Raw genomic sequence first — 21154 nt, 5'->3', positions numbered from 1 at the left:
TTCTGATTTCCGTTCAGGCTCATAACCTCGCAGGCCTGATAAGCGCAGCGCCATCAGGCAGGCTTGCCCGACGACGCTTCACTTGCTCGGGCTTACGAAAGCGTCGTGGCCCGCAAATCAACTACTTACCCACCGCTTTCCTGCGCTTATCCAAATCCTTAATCAGCTTATTCACCGTCTCATCAGCAAACATCGCTTCAATGGTGGTGGACAGCTTGCGACGCCAGTTTTTGTACTGGTAGCTGGTGCCCGGAATATTCACCGGCCCCGCCATATCCAGCCAGTCTTCCGGCTGAAGCCCCAGCAACGCGCTATTACTGTCGGCGATATAACGCTGCATTCCGCGATTCAGGGTGGTGGTCATGTTCATCAGCGACGCCTTATGCCCAGCGCGTTTCGGCAGACAGCCGTACTTATGTAACGCGTCTAGCAGACCCTGCTTCGCCCGTTCACGATCCTGATACAGCCCGCGTAAAATGACTTCATCCGGATATAACCCCAGCGTTTTTCCGAGCGTCAAATCACCGCTTTCCCAGTAGCCACGCAGCGTCGGCAAATCATGAGTGGTCGCCACCGCCATAGACTGCTCCGGGTAGGCTTTCGGCGAGCGGTAGGTCTTTTCGTGGTCGCTTTCGAAATAGAGCACTTTGTAGGAATACACGCCGCTTTTACGCAGTTTTCCGACGATTTCCACCGGTACAGTGCCAAGATCTTCGCCAATGACCATGCACTGATGTCGTTTACTTTCCAGCGCCAAAATCGACAGTAGATCGTCCACCGGGTAATGCACGTAAGCGCCGTGATCCGCCGTTTCACCGTATGGGATCCACCACAAGCGCAGGACCGACATCACGTGGTCGATGCGCAGTGCGCCACAGTTTTGCATATTCGCACGCAGCAAATCGATAAACGGTTCATAGGCCCGCGCGGCAATGATATGCGGGTCCATCGGCGGCAGGCCCCAGTTTTGCCCGAGCGGCCCGAGAATATCCGGCGGCGCGCCCACAGAGGCTTTCAGGCAGTATAGCTCGCGGTCACACCAGGTTTCCGACCCACCCTCCGCCACGCCCACAGCAAGGTCGCGATACAAGCCAATCGGCATGTCATATACCTGGCATTCATTCCAGCAGGCGGCGAACTGGCAGTACGCCAGCCATTGCAGCCAGAGGAAGAAATCAACTTCATCAGCGTGTTGGGTACAAAACGTCTTCACTTCCGGGCTGTCGATGTCCTGATACGCGGCAGGCCAGGCAGGCCAGCCCCAGCGCAGTTCATCTTCTTTAACCTGATACGCATGCAGCGCGTCGAAAGCCGCCTGCCAGTAAAGGCTTTCGCCTTCGTTCAGGGCAAACTGGCGGAACGCCGCCATTTGATCATCGCTACGCACTGAGAAGCGTTTCCACGCCATACGCAACGCGGTAATTTTTAGCGCGGTGACGGTAGAATAATCGACCCATTCGGCATCCCGTGCAGATTGCAGCGCCTGCTGCGTGGTCGGCAATGTCCACCACGCCTGCGCCTCTTTGCTTTCACTGAAATCGTCGACCGCATTCACGTCGATATAAATGACGTTCAGCCAGCGGCGCGAAGAAGGACTATACGGGCTGGCGCTTTCCGGGTTCGCCGGGTAAAGCGCGTGAATCGGGTTCAGGCCGATAAACGACCCGCCACGACGGGCGATTTCCGGCAGCATCACTTTTAAATCGCCAAAATCACCGATACCCCAGTTACGCTCAGAACGCAGGGTATAGAGCTGCACGCAGCTGCCCCACAACTTTTTGCCCTGCTTTAGCGCCTGCGGCTCATAGCAACGCTCTGGGGCGACAATCACCCGGCAGTGCCAGCGATGGTCACTCTGGGTGAGCGTCAGGGTGTGATACCCCTCCGGCAAACGCGTCGGCAAGTTCAGCGCTTTCGCCGCCGTCGCTTTGCCCTGATGCTGCTCCCCCTCTTCGGTGGTCAGCATCCAGTGGTACTCGCCGCTGCCTTCCACCGGCAGCGACATTTTCTTACCGTGGGTAAACACCAACACGTTGGGGACCGGTGTCACCGCCACTTTCGTGGCTGCGGCACCGTGATGCATTGCGTCGAGCAAACGTCGCTTGGTTTCTGCACCAATTGACTGCGGTTTGCCGTGGGCATTGATGTAACTTGGGCTGATGCCCGCCGCCTGTGCGGCATTGTCCAGACGTTTGCTCTCCATTGCGTTCCCTTAACGTTTTGCCTGCCAGATGCGGCTCTGATAATCACGGATTGAACGGTCGGAACTGAACATCCCGCAGCGTGCAGAGTTGAGAATAGCCGCGCGCGTCCAGGCTTCCTGGTCACGGTACAGCACATCCACCTGTTTCTGCGCGTCAACGTACGCCGCAAAATCAGCCATCACCAGATACGGGTCGCCACCCTGTTTGCCCATGCTGTGCAGCATCTGATCAAACGCGTGCTTGTCGCCGTCGCTATATTTACCGCTTTCTAACTCTTTCAGCACCGCATCCAGCACTTTGTCTTTCTTACGCCATTTCAGCGGGTCATAACCTTTGGCCTTTAGCGCTTTCACTTGCTCGACGGTGTGGCCGAAAATGAAGATGTTTTCATCGCCAACCTGCTCGGCAATTTCGACGTTCGCGCCATCGAGAGTGCCGACGGTCAGCGCGCCGTTCAGCGCCAGCTTCATGTTACCGGTGCCGGAAGCCTCTTTGCCTGCGGTAGAAATTTGTTCAGACACGTCCGCCGCCGGGATCATCACTTCTGCTGCCGATACGCAGTAGTCCGGCAGGAATACCACTTTCAGCTTATCGCCGACTTTCGGGTCGTTGTTCACCACTTCGGCCACTTTGTTGATAGCAAAAATGATGTTCTTCGCCAGATAGTAACCCGGTGCTGCTTTCGCCCCGAACAGGAACACGCGCGGGACGCGGTCTGCCTGCGGATTTTCACGGATTTCTTTGTACAGCGCTAAAATGTGCAGCAGGTTCAGGTGCTGACGTTTGTATTCATGCAGACGCTTAATCTGAATATCGAAGATTGCCGCCGGATTGATGTCAATCCCGGTACGGTGCTTCACAAACTCCGCCAGACGCTGTTTGTTGGCGAGCTTGATATCACGCCAGGTTTTGCGGAACTTCGCGTCGTCGGCGTATTTTTCCAAGTTGATCAGCTGGTCGAGATCGTTGGCCCACTCTTTCTTCAGATGCTTATCGAACAGCGCCGCCAGCGCCGGGTTGCACTGCTTGATCCAGCGACGTGGCGTAATGCCGTTGGTGACGTTGTGGAATTTGTTTGGCCACAACTGGTGATATTCCGGGAACAGGTCCTTCACCACCAAATCAGAGTGCAGCGCCGCGACACCGTTGACCGCAAAGCCGCTCACCACGCACATGTTGGCCATGCGCACCTGCTTGTCGTGCACCACCGCGAGTTTGGCCCACACCGCTGCGTCACCCGGCCAGGTACTGTCGACCAGCGTTTTGAAACGGGTGTTGATCTCATTGATGATTTGCATGTGACGCGGCAGCAGCGCTTTCACCAGTTTCTCATCCCAGCACTCGAGCGCTTCTGGCATCAACGTGTGGTTGGTGTAGGCGAAGGTTTTGCTGGTGATAGCCCAGGCATCGTCCCAGCTCATCTGATGTTCGTCGAGAAGCACGCGCAGCAGTTCAGGAATGGCAATTGTCGGGTGCGTGTCGTTGAGCTGAATCACCTCAAACTTCGGCAGGTCAGCAATTTTACGGCCCGCCAGATGATGACGACGCAGAATATCCGCCACCGAACAGGCGCACTGGAAATACTGCTGCATCAGGCGCAGCTTTTTGCCTGCCAGATGGTTGTCGTTCGGGTACAGCACTTTAGTCAGTTTTTCAGCGTCGATGCCCTGCTGCTCTGCACGCAAGAAATCGCCGTCGTTGAATTTGGTCAGGTTGAACGGGTGCGCGTGGGTCGCCTGCCATAAACGCAGCGGTTGTGCCACGCCGTTCCGGTAACCGAGCACCGGCAGATCCCACGCCTGGCCGACCAGCGTGAAGGCTGGCTGCCAGTCGCCTTTCACCACTTTACCGCCAATGCCAACCTGCACATCCAGCGCAGTATTGTGGCGGAACCACGGATAGCTGTTGCGATGCCAGTCATCCGGGGCTTCCATCTGCTGGCCGTCGGCAAACGACTGACGGAACAGACCGTATTGATAGTTCAGGCCGTAACCTGTTGCCGACTGACCGACGGTCGCCATGGAATCGAGGAAACAGGCCGCAAGACGCCCCAGACCACCGTTACCCAGCGCCGGGTCCGTCTCTTCCTCCAGCAGATCCGTCAGCGTGATGTCGTGATCTTTGAGCACGGCACTCACGTCCTGATACCAGCCGAGGTTCAGGAGGTTGTTGCCGGTCAGGCGACCGATCAGAAACTCCATCGAGATATAGTTGACGTGACGCTGTTTTTTTTCTGGTTTCGCCGCAGGCTGAGCCGCCAGCAGTTCTGCCAGCGCGCCGCTCACCGCTTGCCACCACTGATGCTGAGTCATTTCGTTTGCGGCCTGCAAACCGTATCGCTGCCACTGACGTGTCAGTGCAGCCTGAAACTGTGCTTTATCGAAAGTCGGCTGTGACATAAGGATCCAATCCTGTTAGCTAAAACGTTGGCGCTAGTGTGCCTGGCTACCTGTTTAACGTCCTCATCCCGGCGGGCATTAGCCGGGGAGGAGTAGCAGGGATGAGCGAAAAGTGTGATCTTCGCCACTATAACGGTAGCCGTTTACGGCGGTTCTGCTCAGTTTTACACCGTTGGGACCAGGAAAGTGAAAAGACGTTTTGCAAATTATATGTAAGGGTGGAAATGATTACTTACGTGTAATAATAACTGCGCAAAGCTCCTTCATTCGAAATGCAAATTTAACGATTGAACGTAACTTTAAATTTATCTGGATGAGGAAAAACGCATTCACACAAATATGTTTTAGCCTCTTTTTAACAAACTGCGGAACCCAGTCGCCACGCGCACTGGCACCGGTTTCAGTCGATATAATTATTCTTCATTAAGATTTGTGACACAGTGCAAAATCACAAGCATTAAAAACGGACATAACTTGCAATAATTAAGCATATGTCCGAATTTAATAGACATTAATTACGAAGCGCGAAAAAAAACAAACTCTTACTCTCACAGTGAAGTGATATACCTATGTTGATTCCGTCAAAATTAAGTCGTCCCGTCCGTCTTGAACACACCGTGGTTCGCGACCGGCTACTGGCGAAACTTTCCGGCGCGAACAATTACCGTCTTGCGCTGGTAACAAGCCCAGCTGGTTACGGGAAAACCACCCTCATTTCACAGTGGGCAGCAGGGAAAAGCGATCTGGGATGGTTTTCTCTGGATGACGGAGATAACCAGCAGGAACGTTTTGCAAGCTATCTGATTGCCGCCATTCAGCAGGCGACAGGCGGTCATTGCACGGCCAGCGAAACCATGGTGCAGAAGCGGCAATATGCCAGTCTGACCTCGCTGTTCGCCCAGCTGTTTATAGAACTCAACGCCTGGCAACGCCCGCTGCTGCTGGTCATTGATGATTATCATCTGATAAGCAATCCGGTTATCCACGATGCGATGCGATTTTTCCTGCGCCATCAGCCGGAAAACATGACTCTGGTGGTGCTGTCGCGTAATTTACCGCAGCTCGGCATTGCCAATCTGCGCGTGCGCGATCAGCTGCTGGAGATTGGCAGCCAGCAACTGGCGTTCAATCATCAGGAAGCGAAGCAGTTTTTCGACTGTCGCCTGACCTCGCCGATTGAAGCCACCGAAAGCAGCCGTATGTGCGACGACGTTGCCGGTTGGGCCACGGCGTTGCAGCTTATCGCCCTCTCTGCACGACAGAATAACAGCGCCGCGCACCATTCCGCGCGCCGTCTGGCCGGAATTAACGCCAGCCATTTATCCGATTATCTGGTAGATGAAGTGCTGGATAACGTCGACCTCTCCACCCGACATTTTCTGCTGAAAAGCTCGCTGCTGCGTTCAATGAACGATGCGCTGATCGTACGCGTGACCGGCGAAGAAAACGGCCAGATGCGGCTGGAAGAAATTGAGCGCCAGGGCTTGTTCCTGCAACGCATGGACAATACCGGCGAATGGTTTAGCTTCCACCCGCTGTTCGGCAGTTTCCTGCGTCAGCGCTGCCAGTGGGAGCTCGCGACCGAATTGCCTGATATTCACCGCAGTGCAGCAGAGAGCTGGATGGCGCAAGGCTTCCCAAGCGAAGCCATTCACCACGCGTTGTCGGCGGGTGATGCCAATATGCTGCGCGATATTCTGCTTAATCATGCGTGGGGCCTGTTCCATCACAGTGAACTGGCGCTGCTGGAAGAATCCCTGGCCGCTCTGCCGTGGGACAGCCTGTTGGAAAATCCGCGCCTGGTGCTGTTGCAGGCGTGGCTGATGCAGAGTCAGCATCGCTACAGCGAAGTGAACACCCTGCTCGCCCGGGCTGAAGAAGAGATGAGCGCCGAAATGGACGCCACGCTGCACGCAGATTTCAACGCGCTGCGTGCGCAAGTAGCGATCAACGACGGTGACCCGGACGAAGCCGAACGCCTGGCAATGGTGGCGCTCGACGAATTGCCGCTGGCGAGCTTCTACAGCCGTATCGTGGCGACCTCCGTTCACGGGGAAGTGCTGCACTGTCAGGGCAAACTCAGCAAATCGCTGGCAGTGATGCAGCAAACCGAACAAATGGCGCGTCGCCACGAAGTCTGGCATTACGCGCTGTGGAGCCTGATCCAGCAAAGTGAGATTCTGTTTGCGCAGGGCTTTTTACAAGCTGCCTGGGAAACTCAGGAAAAAGCATTCCAGCTGATCCGCGAACAGCATCTGGAGCAGCTACCGATGCACGAATTCCTGTTGCGCATTCGCGCGCAACTGCTGTGGGCCTGGGCGCGTCTCGATGAAGCCGAGCAGAGCGCTCGTCACGGAATGGAAGTGCTGGCGACCTATCAGCCACAACAACAATTACAGTGCCTCGCGCTGCTGGTGCAAAGTTCGCTGGCGCGCGGCGATTTGGACAATGCCCGCAATCACCTGAATCGCCTTGAAAACCTGCTCGGCAACGGGCAGTACCATAGCGACTGGGTATCGAACGCCGATAAAGTACGGGTGATTTACTGGCAGATGATTGGCGATACAAAATCGGCGGCCAACTGGCTGCGCCATACACCGAAACCAGCCTTTGCCAATAACCATTTCTTGCAGAGCCAATGGCGCAACATCGCCCGGGCGCAAATCCTGCTTGGTGAATTCGACTCGGCGGAAATGGTACTGGAAGAACTCAACGAGAACGCGCGGACCCTACGTCTGATGAGCGATCTCAACCGCAACCTGCTGTTGCTCAACCAGCTTTACTGGCAGTCGAATAAGAAGAATGACGCTCAGCGCGTGTTGATGGAAGCACTGACGCTGTCCAACCGCACCGGGTTTATCAGTCATTTCGTGATTGAAGGTGAAGCGATGGCGCAACAGCTGCGTCAGCTGCTGCAACTCAATATGCTGCCAGAGCTTGAACAGCATCGCGCTCAGCGTATTTTGCGTGAAATTAATCAGCACCATCGCCACAAGTTTGCGCATTTTGATGAGAACTTCGTGGAACGTTTGCTGACTCACCCGGAAGTCCCGGAGCTTATCCGAACCAGCCCGTTGACCCAGCGCGAATGGCAGGTGTTAGGGCTGATTTATTCAGGTTACAGTAATGACCAGATAGCCGGTGAGCTTGACGTGGCGGCGACGACGATTAAGACGCATATTCGTAATTTGTATCAGAAACTCGGCGTAGCGCATCGCCAGGATGCGGTGCAGCATGCGCAGAAGTTATTGAAGATGATGGGTTATATTTCTGCGGCGTGATGCGCTTCCCCCCTCACCCGGACCCTCTCACCAATGGCGCGGGGATTTATCTTTTATCCCCTCTCCTCTTTGAGGAGAGGGTTAGGGTGAGGAGAATCAGCACAACTCCAGCTGAATATTATTCTCAACAATCACTTGCATCACACCCGCTGGCGGCATTACGTCGGTGTAGACCGCATCGACCAGACTGATGCTGCCCATATTCACCATCGCATTACGACCGAACTTCGAGTGATCCACCACCAGCATGACATGACGAGAGTTCTCAATAATCGCGCGCTTGGTGCGCACTTCATGATAATCAAACTCCAGCAGTGAACCGTCGCTGTCGATCCCACTGATGCCGAGAATGCCGTAATCCAGGCGGAACTGGGAGATGAAATCGAGGGTCGCCTCGCCGATAATACCGCCGTCACGGCTGCGTAATTCACCGCCGGCCAGGATCACGCGGAAATCCTCTTTCACCATCAACGTGTTCGCGACGTTAAGGTTGTTAGTCACGATGCGCAGATCGGAATGTTCCATCAGCGCATGGGCCACCGCTTCTGGCGTCGTGCCGATATCAATAAACAGCGCCGCGCCGTTAGGGATTTGGCTCGCCACTTTGCGGGCAATACGCTCTTTTTCCGTCGCCTGCGTGGCGCGTCGGTCCTGCCATGAGGTGTTCACCGCGCTGGACGGCAAGGCCGCCCCTCCGTGGTGGCGCAGGATCATCTTCTGCTCCGCCAGATCGTTGAGATCACGACGAATTGTCTGCGGGCTGACGGCAAACTGCTCTACCAATTCTTCCGTGCTGACATAACCCTGTTTCTTTACCAGCTCGATAATCGCATCATGACGTTGTGTTTGTTTCATGCTAGATCCCAGGAATTATTATGTTCGTTTTCGCACATTCTGCGTATCGGCAAACGCCATTGCCAGCCCTACTGCCAGGCCCGTTACGTGCGCGCCATTGGCAATCGACATACCGAAAAGATCCAACCAACCCACGACCAGCCACAGAACCGAAAAGATAATAAGCCCGCGCTGAAGGTAAATCCCGCTTTCTGGATCGCGCTCACCGCGCAGCCAGGCATAACCCATCAGCGCATACACCACGCCGGATAAGCCGCCGAACCACGGGCCGCTGAATTTATGCTGAATAAAGCCGCTTAACAGGGCGCTGATTACCGTTATCACCAGCAGTTTTCCACTGCCGATGCGCTTTTCCACCATCCCGCCGAGATACCACCACCATAACAGGTTGAAGAGGATATGCATCACCGAGAAGTGCATAAACGCGTGGGTAAAATAGCGCCACAGTTCGAACTGCTGTGAGGGATCGTACGGCCACGCCAACCAGAGCATGACGGCCTGGTCGCCCACCACATTCATCACAATAAACACCAGAATGCAGGCGCACATAATGAGCCAGGTCAACGGCCCGGCATTGCTTTTCAGGGTAGCGATAAAAGGAAAGCGATTGTAATGCAGCCCGCTGTTGGTATGCCCGGATTCCCAGCTTGCCGCCAGATAACGAGGGTCAGCTGGGTTTTCCAGAAAACGAGCCAGTTCGTTTTGTACCCGCGCCGCCTGGCTTTCGTCAGCCAGCCAGACGTCGGTTTGGGTGTGCTGTTGAATCGTCAGCACAACGCCCTGGGTGGCCATGTAGTCCACAAACGCCTGGGCGACGCGCGGGTTAGTAAAGGAGGTGATCATCAACATACGGGGCGTCGCTTATTCCACACAAAAGAGGACAGTATACCTGCTCAGTTACCGTGTGCCACTTCCGCTGGAAAATGGCGGTGCCAGGCATCAAAGCCGCCATCTACGCTGTAGACCTGATCAAAGCCCTGTTGCAGCAGATATTGCGCCGCACCTTTGCTGCTGTTGCCGTGATAGCACATCACCATCACCGATGTTTCGAAATCGTTATTCTGCATAAACGCGCCGAGCGTGTCGTTGGTCAGATGAAACGCGCCCGGGGTATGGCCCATCGCGTAGCTCTGCGGATCGCGAATATCAACCATCACAGCCAGTCCCTGATGCAGCTTCTGATGGGCTTCTTCTACGTTAATACATTCAAATTGATCCATGGTGCTCTCTTTCATTCATTCCGGGAGGAGAAGTTTACCGTCAAGTGTACTTTGTGACGGCAGGGAAACGCTAATTTGTTACATGCATCACTCTGAAATGTTTTTTTGATGTTACCAAGTGCGCGTTTGTTTGCTATTATGAGCGATAACGAACATTAATGAACTTTAACGAAAGTGCACGAGGGCGCAGCATGGAAACCAAAGATCTGATTGTGATAGGCGGTGGCATCAACGGTGCCGGTATCGCGGCAGACGCCGCAGGGCGAGGTTTGTCCGTGCTGATGCTGGAAGCGCAGGATTTAGCCTGTGCCACCTCGAGCGCCAGCTCCAAATTGATCCATGGCGGGCTACGCTACCTGGAACACTACGAATTCCGCCTGGTGAGCGAAGCGCTGGCCGAACGTGAAGTGCTGCTGAAAATGGCCCCACACATCGCCTTCCCAATGCGTTTTCGTTTACCGCACCGTCCGCACCTGCGTCCGGCGTGGATGATCCGTATCGGCCTGTTCATGTACGATCATCTCGGTAAACGCACTAGTCTGCCGAGCTCCACCGGATTGCGTTTTGGCGCAGAATCGGTGTTAAAGCCAGAAATCGTGCGCGGTTTCGAATATTCCGACTGCTGGGTCGACGATGCGCGGCTGGTACTCGCTAACGCCCAGATGGTGGTGAAGAAAGGCGGCGAAGTGCTGACCCGCACCCGCGCCACGTCTGCGCGCCGTGAAAACGGTCTGTGGATTGTCGAAGCGGAAGATATCGATACCGGCGAGACGTTCAGCTGGCGCGCGCGCGGCCTGGTGAACGCCACCGGCCCGTGGGTGAAACAGTTCTTTGATGACGGAATGCATCTCCCGTCGCCGTACGGCATTCGCCTGATTAAAGGCAGCCACATCGTGGTACCGCGCGTGCATACCCAAAAGCAGGCCTACATTCTGCAAAACGAAGATAAGCGCATCGTGTTTGTGATCCCGTGGATGGACGAGTTTTCCATCATCGGCACCACCGACGTGGAGTACAAAGGCGATCCGAAAAACGTTGAAATCGAAGAGAGCGAAATCAGCTATCTACTGAAAGCGTACAACGCGCACTTTAAGAAGCAGCTCAGCCGGGACGATATCGCCTGGACCTATTCCGGCGTGCGCCCGCTTTGCGATGATGAGTCAGATTCTCCGCAGGCAATCACCCGTGATTACACGCTCGATATTCATGATGTGAATGGCCAGGCTCCGCTGCTGTCCGTGTTCGGCGGAAAACTGACCACCTATCGTAAGCTGGCAGAGCACGCGCTGGAAAAACTGACGCCGTACTACAAAGGCATCGGCCCGGCGTGGACCAAAGGCACCACTCTGCCAGGGGGTGAGATTGGCGATGACCGGGACGATTACGCTGCGAAGCTTCGCCGTCGTTATCCGTTTATCAGTGAAGGGATGGCGCGTCATTTCGCGCGCACCTATGGCAGCAACAGCGAGTGGATCCTCGGCGAGGCAAAGGAGATTACCGATTTAGGCGAGCATTTCGGGCATGAGTTTTACGAAGCTGAACTGCGCTATCTGGTGGAACACGAGTGGGTCCGCCGTCTGGACGACGCCATCTGGCGCCGCACCAAACAGGGCATGTGGCTCAATGCTGAAGAACAATCTCGCGTCGCACAGTGGTTGGTACAACACGCGGGAAAGCCTGAACTGTCGTTAGCGTCGTAGGTAACGACTCCCTTCGTTCTGACATTTCCCCTCACCCTCACCCTTTCCCTAAGGGAGAGGGTGAGGGTGAGAGTGAGCGTTACAAGCGCACCGGATCGATGTGCCAGATGTGTTCCGCATACTCCTTAATCGTTCTGTCGGAGGAGAAGTAGCCCATGTTGGCGATGTTACGCATCGCTTTGTTGGTCCACTCTTCCGGCTTGCGATACAGCTCATCCACGCTGTCCTGACAGTCAACGTAGCTGCGGTAATCCGCCAGCACCTGATAGTGATCACCAAAGTTAATAAGCGAATCCACCAGGTCACGGTAGCGCCCCGGTTCTTCAGGGCTGAACAATCCAGTGGCGATTTGCGTCAGCACCTGATGTAGCTCTTCGTCTTTGTCATAGTAATCACGTGGCTTATAGCCTTTAGCGCGCAACGCTTCGACTTCTTCGGCGGTATTGCCGAAGATGAAGATATTCTCTGCACCCACGTGCTCCAGCATTTCGACGTTGGCCCCGTCCAGCGTGCCGATAGTCAGTGCGCCGTTGAGAGCAAACTTCATGTTACTGGTGCCCGAAGCCTCGGTTCCGGCCAGTGAAATCTGTTCAGAAAGATCGGCCGCCGGGATGATCACCTGCGCCAGGCTAACGCTGTAGTTCGGGATAAACACGATTTTCAGTTTGTCGCCAATCTGCGGATCGTTGTTAATCACCTTCGCCACATCGTTGATGAGATGAATGATGTGCTTCGCCATGTAATACGCCGAAGCGGCCTTCCCTGCGAAGATATTCACGCGAGGCACCCACTCTGCGCTCGGATCGGCCTTGATACGGTTGTAGCGGGTTATCACATGCATCACGTTCATCAGCTGGCGCTTGTACTCGTGAATACGTTTAATCTGTACGTCAAACAATGCCTTAGGATTGACCACCACGTTCAGCTGCTGAGCGATAACTTCCGCCAACCGCTTTTTGTTCTCAAGCTTGGCGTGATGCACAGCCTGATTCACCAGCGGATAATCCAGATGCTGTTCCAGCTCACTGAGCTGACTGAGATCGGTGCGCCAGGTTCGCCCAATGTTTGCATCCAGCACTTCGGATAGCGGCGGGTTCGCCAGCGCCAGCCAGCGCCGCGGCGTGACGCCGTTGGTAACGTTGGTAAAGCGCATCGGGAAAATGCTGGCGAAATCAGCAAACAGCGACTGCACCATCAGGTTGGAGTGCAACTCCGACACACCATTGACCTTGTGGCTGATAACCACCGCCAGCCACGCCATGCGCACGCGGCGACCATCGGATTCGTCGATGATTGAAGTGCGGCTCAGCAAGCCGGTGTCGTTCGGATATTGTTCCTGCAATGTTTTCAGGAAGTAGTCGTTAATTTCGAAGATGATCTGCAGATGGCGCGGCAGAATTTTGCCCAGCATATCCACAGGCCAGGTTTCCAGCGCTTCACTCATCAGCGTGTGGTTGGTGTAAGAGAAGACCTGACAGGTCATTTCGAACGCTTCATCCCACGTGAATTTGTGTTCGTCGATAAGCAGGCGCATCAGCTCGGGGATCGACAGCACCGGGTGCGTGTCGTTAAGGTGAATCGCAATTTTGCCCGCCAGATTGCTGTACGTTTTATGCAGCTGATAGTGACGGCTCAGAATGTCCTGCACCGTTGCCGAGACGAGGAAATACTCCTGTCGCAGACGCAGCTCACGCCCGGAATAGGTGGAGTCATCCGGGTACAAAACACGGGATACGTTCTCGGAATGGTTTTTATCTTCCACCGCCGCGAAGTAGTCGCCCTGGTTGAATTTACCGAGGTTAATTTCGCTGCTGGCCTGCGCGTTCCACAAACGCAGCGTATTGGTGGCGTCAGTGTCATAACCTGGAATAATTTGATCGTAAGCGACGGCGAGGATTTCTTCCGTTTCGACCCAGCGCGATTTTTTACCTTCCTGCTGAATACGGCCGCCGAAACGCACCGTGTAACGGGTGTTGTGGCGCTTAAATTCCCACGGGTTGCCGTATTCCAGCCAGTAGTCCGGGGACTCTTTTTGCCGCCCGTCGACGATGTTTTGTTTGAACATCCCGTAATCGTAGCGAATGCCGTAGCCACGGCCAGGTAGGCCGAGCGTTGCCAACGAATCGAGGAAACAGGCCGCCAGTCGGCCAAGACCACCGTTACCGAGGCCGGGATCATTTTCTTCTCCAATCAGCTCTTCAAGGTCAAGCCCCATCCCTTCCAGCGCGTTTTTGACGTCGTCGTAAAGACCAAGCGATAACAGCGCATTGGAAAGGGTGCGCCCAATCAAAAATTCCATCGACAGGTAGTAAACCTGCTTCACTTCCTGGGATAGCTGCGCGCGATTGGAGCGTAGCCAGCGTTCGACGAGGCGGTCACGCACGGCAAACAGCGTGGCGTTCAACCATTCATGTTTATTGGCGATGGCCGGATCTTTCCCGACGATAAACATCAGCTTATAGGCAATCGAGTGTTTCAGTGCCTCAACGCTGAGTGTGGGGGAAGCATAGGAAATCGGTGCATTCATAGCGGTGGTTCCTGTGATTACATCAAGCGTTGATAAAGCTCGCGGTAAGAGGTCGCCGCGACTTGCCAGCTAAAATCCATATTCATCGCCTGACGCTGAACGTACCGCCAGAGCGAAGGGCGCGACCACAACACGAAAGCACGCCGGATAGCCCTTAGCAGCGACCAGGCATTACTGTCTTCAAAGACGAAACCACTGGCGATACCGTCCGCCAGATTTTCCAGCGAGCTGTCGGACACGGTGTCTGCCAGGCCCCCGGTGCGTCTGACCAACGGTAGCGTGCCGTATTTCAGGCCATAAAGCTGCGTTAGCCCGCAGGGCTCAAAGCGGCTCGGCACCAGAATCACATCCGCCCCACCCATAATGCGGTGCGAGAACGCTTCGTGATAACCAATCTGTACGCCCACCTGCCCCGGATGCTCGGCGGCGGCGGCGAGGAAACCTTCCTGCAGTACCGGATCGCCCGCGCCCAGCAGCGCCAGTTGGCCACCCTGCTCGAGCAAGCCCGGCAGCGCTTCCAGCACCAAATCCAGCCCTTTCTGACTGGTCAGGCGACTGACCACCGCAAACAGCGGCACCTTGTCATTCACTTTCAGCCCCATCGCAATTTGCAGTTGGCGCTTGTTCTCTGCTTTGTCCTCGAGCTGATCGCGGTTGTAACGCGCCGTCAGCAGCAAGTCGTTTTCCGGGCTCCATATTTCCGGGTCGACGCCGTTCAGAATGCCGGACAGCCGCCCTTCCTGATGACGTTGACGCAGCAGCCCTTCCATACCGTAAGCAAACTGCGGCTCGGTAATTTCGCGGGCATAGGTCGGGCTCACCGCCGTGATGTGATCGGCATAGAACAGTCCGGCTTTCAGGAACGAAATCTGGCCGTTAAACTCCAGACCGTGCATGTTGTAGAACGACCACGGCAGGTCAATTTCATTCATATGATGCGCGTAGAACATCCCCTGGTAGGCCAGGTTGTGCACCGTAAAGACGGACTTTGCTGGATGGCCCCGCGCAGCAAGATATGCCGGAGCCAGCCCCGCATGCCAGTCATGCGCATGGACAATTTCCGCTCGCCAGAACGGGTCCAGCCCGCAGGCCATTTCGCAGCCCACCCACCCAAGCAGCGCAAAGCGCAGCACGTTGTCGGTGTAAGCAAACTGGTTGGTGTCGTGGTACGGACTCCCCGGACGTGCGTAAAGGTGCGGGGCGTCAATCAGATAGACGCCCACCCCCTTATAGTGGCCGAACAACAGCGAAATCGGTCCGGCAAAGGTATCGCGACGCGCCACTACCTGGGCGTCCGTCACGCCACGCAGAAGATCCGGAAAGGCTGGTAGCAAAACGCGCGTATCCACGCCATCAGCAATTTGGGCCGCCGGTAACGCGCCAATCACATCCGCCAGACCACCGGTTTTCAACAGCGGGAACATCTCTGAACATACATGTAAAACCTGCATTATCGCTCCTGTCAGCCCTGCAATTTGCGCAGCATTTCACGCGTGACCAGCACAATACCTTCCTCGGAACGGTAGAAACGACGAGCGTCTTCTTCCGCATTCTCTCCAATGACCAGACCTTCGGGTATCACGCAGGCACGATCGATAACGCAGCGGCGCAGACGACACGAGCGCCCGACCCAGACATCCGGCAATAACACTGCCGAATCAATATTACAAAACGAGTTGATCCGAACACGTGGGAACAGCACCGACTGCACCACCACCGAACCAGAGATAATGCAACCGCCCGAGACCAGCGAGTTCAGCGTCATTCCGTGACTGCCGGAACGGTCCTGCACGAATTTCGCTGGCGGCAGAGATTCCATATGAGTGCGAATCGGCCAGTTCTGATCGTACATATCGAGTTCAGGCGTCACCGACGCAAGGTCGAGGTTGGCTTTCCAGTACGCTTCCAGGGTGCCTACATCGCGCCAGTACGGTTCGGCATCCGGGTCTGACTGCACGCATGACAACGGGAAAGGATGTGCATATGCCATGCCAACTTTGACGATTTTCGGGATGATATCTTTGCCGAAGTCATGGCTGGAGTTGGCGTCTTTATCGTCATCTTCCAGAAGCTCATAAAGGTAATCAGCATCAAAGATATAGATGCCCATGCTGGCGAGAGCTTTGGTGTCATCACCCGGCATAGTCGGCGGTTTAGCGGGTTTTTCAACGAAGTCGATAATTTTGTCTTCGTTATCCACCGCCATCACGCCAAACGCCGTTGCCTCAACAACAGGCACCGGCATGCAGCCCACGGTGCAACGTGCGCCTTTTTCGACATGGTCGATGAGCATCCGCGAGTAGTCCTGCTTGTAGATATGGTCACCCGCGAGGATGACGATGTATTCGGCTTTATAGCGGCGTATGACGTCGAGGTTTTGGGTGACCGCATCTGCCGTACCGCGATACCAGTTTTCACCGCTGACGCGCTGTTGAGCAGGAAGCAGATCGACAAACTCGTTCATTTCTTCGCTGAAAAACGACCAGCCGCGCTGAATGTGCTGCACCAGCGTGTGCGACTGGTATTGGGTAATCACGCCGATGCGGCGAATACCTGAGTTAATACAGTTAGAGAGGGCGAAGTCGATGATGCGGAACTTACCGCCGAAGTGCACCGCAGGTTTGGCGCGGGTCGTCGTCAGGTCTTTGAGTCGGGTTCCGCGCCCACCGGCGAGGATCAGCGCCACCGATTTGATCGGTAATTGACGCGCTAACATCAGAGGATCGTAATTTTCAAGTCTAACCATGATTAACTCCTTTTCTCGCTCGCTACACGTCCGAGCGGACCTTTTCGAATACGCACACTCCGTGCGCGGGCCCATGCCAGACAGCCAGGATGACCGGATTATCCTCTCCGGCGAATGGAGGAATGGCGCGCCATTCCCCTGTCGGTAATACAATATCTGCAACGTCCTGCGATGCGTTGAGCGTAATCAGCCAGTTCTCCGAAAGCAGGATTTGTATCCGCGGAATACCGTGTTGCCACTCATCCGCACTCAGCGGCTGCGCGTCCTTGTTAAGCCAGCAAACGCTACCATCGCCCTCCTGCCACCAACGATCGTCGGTCAGCGCCGGGATTTTCTGACGCAGGTGAATGAGTGCAGCCGTGAATTTCGTCATGCCAGCGTTAGCCTTTTCCCAGTCGAGCCAGGTTAAGGCGTTGTCCTGACAGTACGCGTTGTTGTTACCGTGCTGGCTATGACCGTGCTCATCGCCGGCCAGTATCATCGGTGTCCCTTGTGATAAGAGCAGTGAGGCCATCAGGGCATGGACGCTGGCGCGTCGCCGCTCAATCACATCGAGACTGCCGTCTAACCCTTCTATACCATGGTTAAAGCTATGGTTATTGTTGGTCCCGTCGCGGTTTTCTTCTCCGTTTGCCTCATTGTGTTTCTGATTGAAACAGACGCAGTCGCGCAGGGTGAAACCGTCATGCGCCGTTACCAGGTTGACCGAGGCGGACGGCAAACGACCATTACGCTGGAACACGTCGCTGGAGGCGGCAAAGCGGCTGGCGAACTCGCCAAGCGGCAGGCTTTGTTGTAACCAAAAGCGCCGGGCCGCATCTCGGAAATGATCGTTCCATTCGGCAAACAGCGGTGGGAAGTTGCCCACCTGATAACCACCGTCACCGATATCCCACGGCTCAGCAATCAGCTTCACCGCGCTCAAATGGGGATCATTTTTAATCGCCTCGAACAGCGGTGCATCCTGTCGAAATTCGGGCGTTCTGCCCATTACCGAGGCGAGATCGAAACGGAAACCGTCGACATGACACTCATCGACCCAAAAACGCAGACACTGACGCGAATATTCCACCGAGCCCGGCGTGCTAAGATTCAGGGTGTTTCCGCAGCCGGTCCAGTTGTGGTAATCGCCATCGTCCCTTATCCAATAATAGCTACGGTTGTCGATTCCGCGCAGGGAGAAGGTCGGGCCGTCGAGATCGATCTCCGCGCTATGGTTCAGCACAATATCGAGAATCACCTCAATGCCCGCAGCGTGTAGCGCTTTAACCGCATCACGAAACTCGTTTAGTGCGTTCTTCGCCGACCTCGCATAGCGCGGGTCAACGGCAAACATTGCTAACGGGTTATAGCCCCAGTAATTAGACAGCCCCAGCCGTTGCAGACGCGGCTCACTGGCGAAATGCGCCACCGGCAGCAGCTCCAGCGCAGTGATACCGAGCTTTTTGAAGTAGGCAATCATCAGCGGATGCGCGAGCGCGCCGTAGGTTCCGGCCAGTTCTTTTGGAATACCGGGATGTAAATACGTCAGCCCTTTGACGTGCGCTTCGTAGATAACGGTTTTGCCCCACGGCGTGCGCGGGAAAGCGTCTTTGCCCCATTCGTAATGCAAATCCACCACCACCGATCGCGGCGCAACCACGGCGCTGTCTCTGCTGTCCGGGCTGTCGTGTCCACCATGTAACAGCGGATCGTCCGTGGCTTCGCCATCAACGCGATGCGCGCACGGATCCAGCAGCAGCTTCGCCGGGTTAAAACGGTGCCCCTGCAACGGCTCCCACGGCCCGTGAACGCGGAAACCATAACGCAGCCCCGGACGTACATCGGCCAGATAACCGTGCCACACGTCGCCATCACGGCCCGGTAAATCCTCACGCCGTTCGTTGCCGTCCTCATCAAATACACAGAGCTCAACCCGCTGTGCATGCGCGGAGAAAAGTGTGAAGTTCACGCCTTTGCCGTCGTAACTTGCGCCAAGCGGCGCCGGTTTCCCCGCCGTGAGTTTAGTCATTCCCCCTCCCGCACCAGCCAGATGGTTGACAGCGGCGGCAGCGTCAGTGACAGCGAGTGCTGACGGTTATGGCTGGCAATCTCATCGCTATGAACACCGCCCGCATTTCCTGCATTGCTGCCGTGATAATGCATAGAATCGGTGTTCATCACTTCGCACCAGCGCCCAGGCTGGTTGATACCAAACCGGTATTCGTGGCGCGGAACCGGGGTGAAGTTGCTGGCCACAATGATTTCGTTGCCCTGTCGGTCACGGCGCACGAACACAAACACCGAGCGCTCATGATCGTCCACCACCAGCCATTCAAAACCGTAGCTCTCGTAATCCAGCTCATGCATCGCCTTGTGATGGCGATAAGTCAGGTTCAGGTCACGCACCAGCCGCTGCACGCCGTGGTGCCAGTTGTCATCGCCGCTCAGCAGATGCCAGTCAAGACTGGCGTCGTGATTCCATTCGCGCCCCTGCGCAAACTCATTGCCCATAAATAGCAGCTTTTTGCCCGGAAAAGCGTACAGCCAGCCGTAGTAGGCGCGCAGATTGGCGAACCTCTGCCACGCGTCGCCCGGCATGCGGTCAAGAATCGATTTTTTGCCGTGGACCACTTCGTCGTGCGACAGCGGCAGCACGAAGTTTTCGGTGCCGTTGTACAACATGCCGAAGGTCAGTTTGTCATGATGATGTTTGCGGTACACCGGGTCGAGCTTCATGTAGTCGAGGGTGTCGTGCATCCAGCCCAGGTTCCATTTGTACCAGAAGCCCAGCCCGCCCATGTCCGGTGGACGTGAGACGCCCGCAAAGTCGGTGGACTCTTCTGCCATGCTCACCGCACCCGGCACCTGTTCACCCAGAATGCGGTTGGTGCTGCGCAAGAATTCAATGGCTTCGAGGTTTTCGCGCCCGCCGTGTTCGTTCGGCACCCATTCGCCCGCTTTTCGGCTGTAGTCGCGATAGATCATCGAGGCGACGGCGTCCACGCGCAGGGCATCAATGCCGAAACGCTCAATCCAGTACAGCGCGTTGCCGACCAGGAAATTCTGCACTTCGCGACGGCCATAGTTGTAAATCAGGGTATTCCAGTCCTGATGGTAGCCTTCGCGCGGATCGCTGTGCTCGTACAGCTCGGTGCCGTCAAATTTCGCCAGCGCAAAATCATCGGATGGGAAATGGCCCGGCACCCAGTCGAGAATGACGTTGAGCCCGGCGTTGTGCGCCGCATTGATGAAATAGCGGAAATCTTCCCGCGTGCCGAATCGACGTGTGGGCGCATACAACCCGGTGGGCTGATAACCCCAGCTACCATCGAACGGATGCTCGTTAATCGGTAACAGTTCCAGATGGGTGAAGCCCATCCATTTGGCGTATGGCACCAACTGATCCGCCAGCTCGCGGTAGCTCAGCCAGAAGTTGTTGTCCGTGTGACGGCGCCAGGAACCGAGATGCACCTCATAAATTGCAATCGGCGCATCAAAATTATTCGCATTCCGCCGGGATTCCGGCTGCTCGATTTTTTCTGGCAGCCCGCAAATCAGCGACGCCGTTTCCGGACGCATTTGCGCTTCGAAGGCGTACGGGTCGGCTTTGATCCGCAGCTCGCCGTGGGCATCGATCATTTCGAATTTATACAGCTGACCGTTATGCGCCCCGGGAATGAATAGCTCCCAAATGCCCGACTCCGCCCGCAGGCGCATCGGATGGCGGCGACCGTCCCAGTAGTTGAACTGTCCGACCACCGACACGCGGCGTGCATTCGGTGCCCAGACGGAAAAACGCGTGCCGGTTATGCCGTCCATTGTCGCGGCATGCGCCCCCAATGTTTCGTAGGGCCGCAGATGCGTGCCTTCCGATAGCAGCCAGGCGTCCATCTCCTGCAACAGCGGGCCGAAACTGTAAGGGTCATCAATGAGATTTTGCTGCCCGTGCCAAAGCACAGCCAGCTGATAGCGGAAGATGTTTTTACGGCGCGGCATGACGCCGCAGAAGAAACCGCGCGAGTCAAGGCAGTCGAGCTGCCCTATCTTGCGTCCGGTTTTCGGTTCGACGACCCACACCTCGGTGGCGTCAGGTAACAGGGCACGGACTTCCAGTCCCGCATCGGTGCAATGCATGCCAAGCACGGAAAACGGATCCGCAAAATGGCCAGCAATAAGAGCATTAATCACGTCTTTCTCAATACGATCGGACATGCTATTCATCCTGTTATAGGTGCCGCTG

At 55.7% G+C, this 21154-nt stretch carries 12 protein-coding genes; 2 read left to right on the top strand and 10 right to left on the bottom strand.

Annotated elements, in window-relative coordinates; genetic code table 11:
- Positions 1–121: 121 nt before the first annotated feature.
- Both malQ and malP read right to left on the bottom strand, forming a co-directional pair.
- Complete coding sequence (gene malQ, locus MUU46_RS12585; protein WP_258965688.1) at positions 122–2203, bottom strand: 4-alpha-glucanotransferase; 2082 nt, start codon at positions 2201–2203, stop codon at positions 122–124.
- A gap of 9 nt (positions 2204–2212) precedes the next feature.
- On the bottom strand, positions 2213–4603 hold the full coding sequence (gene malP / locus MUU46_RS12580; protein ID WP_258965687.1) for a maltodextrin phosphorylase: 2391 nt from the start codon (positions 4601–4603) through the stop codon (positions 2213–2215).
- A gap of 569 nt (positions 4604–5172) precedes the next feature.
- On the opposite strand from malP, the gene malT reads away from it, so the two are divergent.
- Complete coding sequence (gene malT, locus MUU46_RS12575; RefSeq protein WP_258965686.1) at positions 5173–7884, top strand: HTH-type transcriptional regulator MalT; 2712 nt, start codon at positions 5173–5175, stop codon at positions 7882–7884.
- A 96-nt stretch (positions 7885–7980) separates the two neighbouring features.
- Here malT and MUU46_RS12570 read toward each other — a convergent pair whose 3' ends face one another.
- Genes MUU46_RS12570 through glpE form a run of 3 tightly spaced genes read right to left on the bottom strand, consistent with a single transcriptional unit; the run spans position 7981 to position 9959 of the window.
- Complete coding sequence (locus MUU46_RS12570) at positions 7981–8739, bottom strand: DeoR/GlpR family transcriptional regulator (RefSeq protein ID WP_159757570.1); 759 nt, start codon at positions 8737–8739, stop codon at positions 7981–7983.
- A gap of 18 nt (positions 8740–8757) precedes the next feature.
- Entirely contained in the window at positions 8758–9588 is an 831-nt protein-coding gene (gene glpG / locus MUU46_RS12565; protein WP_159757566.1) for a rhomboid family intramembrane serine protease GlpG, read from the bottom strand.
- Between the two features lie 44 nt (positions 9589–9632).
- Entirely contained in the window at positions 9633–9959 is a 327-nt protein-coding gene (glpE, locus tag MUU46_RS12560) for a thiosulfate sulfurtransferase GlpE (protein WP_159757563.1), read from the bottom strand.
- 191 nt (positions 9960–10150) lie between these two features.
- Between glpE and glpD the strand changes: the two genes are divergently transcribed.
- Positions 10151–11659, top strand: coding sequence for a glycerol-3-phosphate dehydrogenase (gene glpD, locus MUU46_RS12555; RefSeq protein WP_258965685.1), 1509 nt, complete (start codon positions 10151–10153; stop codon positions 11657–11659).
- A 79-nt stretch (positions 11660–11738) separates the two neighbouring features.
- Here the strand turns inward: glpD and glgP are convergent, their stop codons facing one another.
- From glgP to glgB, 5 genes are read right to left on the bottom strand one after another with little or no spacing between them, the layout of a single operon-like run.
- Positions 11739–14186 (bottom strand): glycogen phosphorylase, encoded by a 2448-nt coding sequence (gene glgP / locus MUU46_RS12550; RefSeq protein WP_159757557.1) that lies wholly within the window; start codon positions 14184–14186, stop codon positions 11739–11741.
- 17 nt (positions 14187–14203) lie between these two features.
- The gene (gene glgA, locus MUU46_RS12545; protein WP_159757554.1) at positions 14204–15637 is read right to left on the bottom strand and encodes a glycogen synthase GlgA; all 1434 of its coding nucleotides are present in this window, start codon (positions 15635–15637) and stop codon (positions 14204–14206) included.
- 11 nt (positions 15638–15648) lie between these two features.
- Positions 15649–16932: a glucose-1-phosphate adenylyltransferase gene (glgC, locus tag MUU46_RS12540; RefSeq protein WP_159757551.1), complete on the bottom strand. Its 1284-nt coding sequence runs from the start codon at positions 16930–16932 to the stop codon at positions 15649–15651.
- 22 nt (positions 16933–16954) lie between these two features.
- Positions 16955–18943 (bottom strand): glycogen debranching protein GlgX, encoded by a 1989-nt coding sequence (glgX, locus tag MUU46_RS12535; protein ID WP_258965684.1) that lies wholly within the window; start codon positions 18941–18943, stop codon positions 16955–16957.
- The gene (gene glgB, locus MUU46_RS12530; protein WP_258965683.1) at positions 18940–21126 is read right to left on the bottom strand and encodes a 1,4-alpha-glucan branching enzyme; all 2187 of its coding nucleotides are present in this window, start codon (positions 21124–21126) and stop codon (positions 18940–18942) included. Before glgB ends, glgX begins: the two co-directional genes overlap by 4 nt.
- Between the last annotated feature and the right edge of the window lie 28 nt (positions 21127–21154).

The organism is Scandinavium tedordense (assembly GCF_024764965.1).
Lineage (GTDB): Bacteria > Pseudomonadota > Gammaproteobacteria > Enterobacterales > Enterobacteriaceae > Scandinavium > Scandinavium tedordense.
The sequence above is the reverse complement of the archived record's forward strand: the minus strand, read 5'-3'. Positions and strand labels throughout refer to the sequence as shown.

Bases quoted from the DNA above. Each gene is read 5' to 3' on its own strand.
- malQ (WP_258965688.1), bottom strand. From the start codon at position 2,203: ATGGAGAGCAAACGTCTGGACAATGCCGCACAGGCGGCGGGCATCAGC.
- malP (WP_258965687.1), bottom strand. From the start codon at position 4,603: ATGTCACAGCCGACTTTCGATAAAGCACAGTTTCAGGCTGCACTGACA.
- malT (WP_258965686.1), top strand. From the start codon at position 5,173: ATGTTGATTCCGTCAAAATTAAGTCGTCCCGTCCGTCTTGAACACACC.
- MUU46_RS12570 (WP_159757570.1), bottom strand. From the start codon at position 8,739: ATGAAACAAACACAACGTCATGATGCGATTATCGAGCTGGTAAAGAAA.
- glpG (WP_159757566.1), bottom strand. From the start codon at position 9,588: ATGTTGATGATCACCTCCTTTACTAACCCGCGCGTCGCCCAGGCGTTT.
- glpE (WP_159757563.1), bottom strand. From the start codon at position 9,959: ATGGATCAATTTGAATGTATTAACGTAGAAGAAGCCCATCAGAAGCTG.
- glpD (WP_258965685.1), top strand. From the start codon at position 10,151: ATGGAAACCAAAGATCTGATTGTGATAGGCGGTGGCATCAACGGTGCC.
- glgP (WP_159757557.1), bottom strand. From the start codon at position 14,186: ATGAATGCACCGATTTCCTATGCTTCCCCCACACTCAGCGTTGAGGCA.
- glgA (WP_159757554.1), bottom strand. From the start codon at position 15,637: ATGCAGGTTTTACATGTATGTTCAGAGATGTTCCCGCTGTTGAAAACC.
- glgC (WP_159757551.1), bottom strand. From the start codon at position 16,932: ATGGTTAGACTTGAAAATTACGATCCTCTGATGTTAGCGCGTCAATTA.
- glgX (WP_258965684.1), bottom strand. From the start codon at position 18,943: ATGACTAAACTCACGGCGGGGAAACCGGCGCCGCTTGGCGCAAGTTAC.
- glgB (WP_258965683.1), bottom strand. From the start codon at position 21,126: ATGTCCGATCGTATTGAGAAAGACGTGATTAATGCTCTTATTGCTGGC.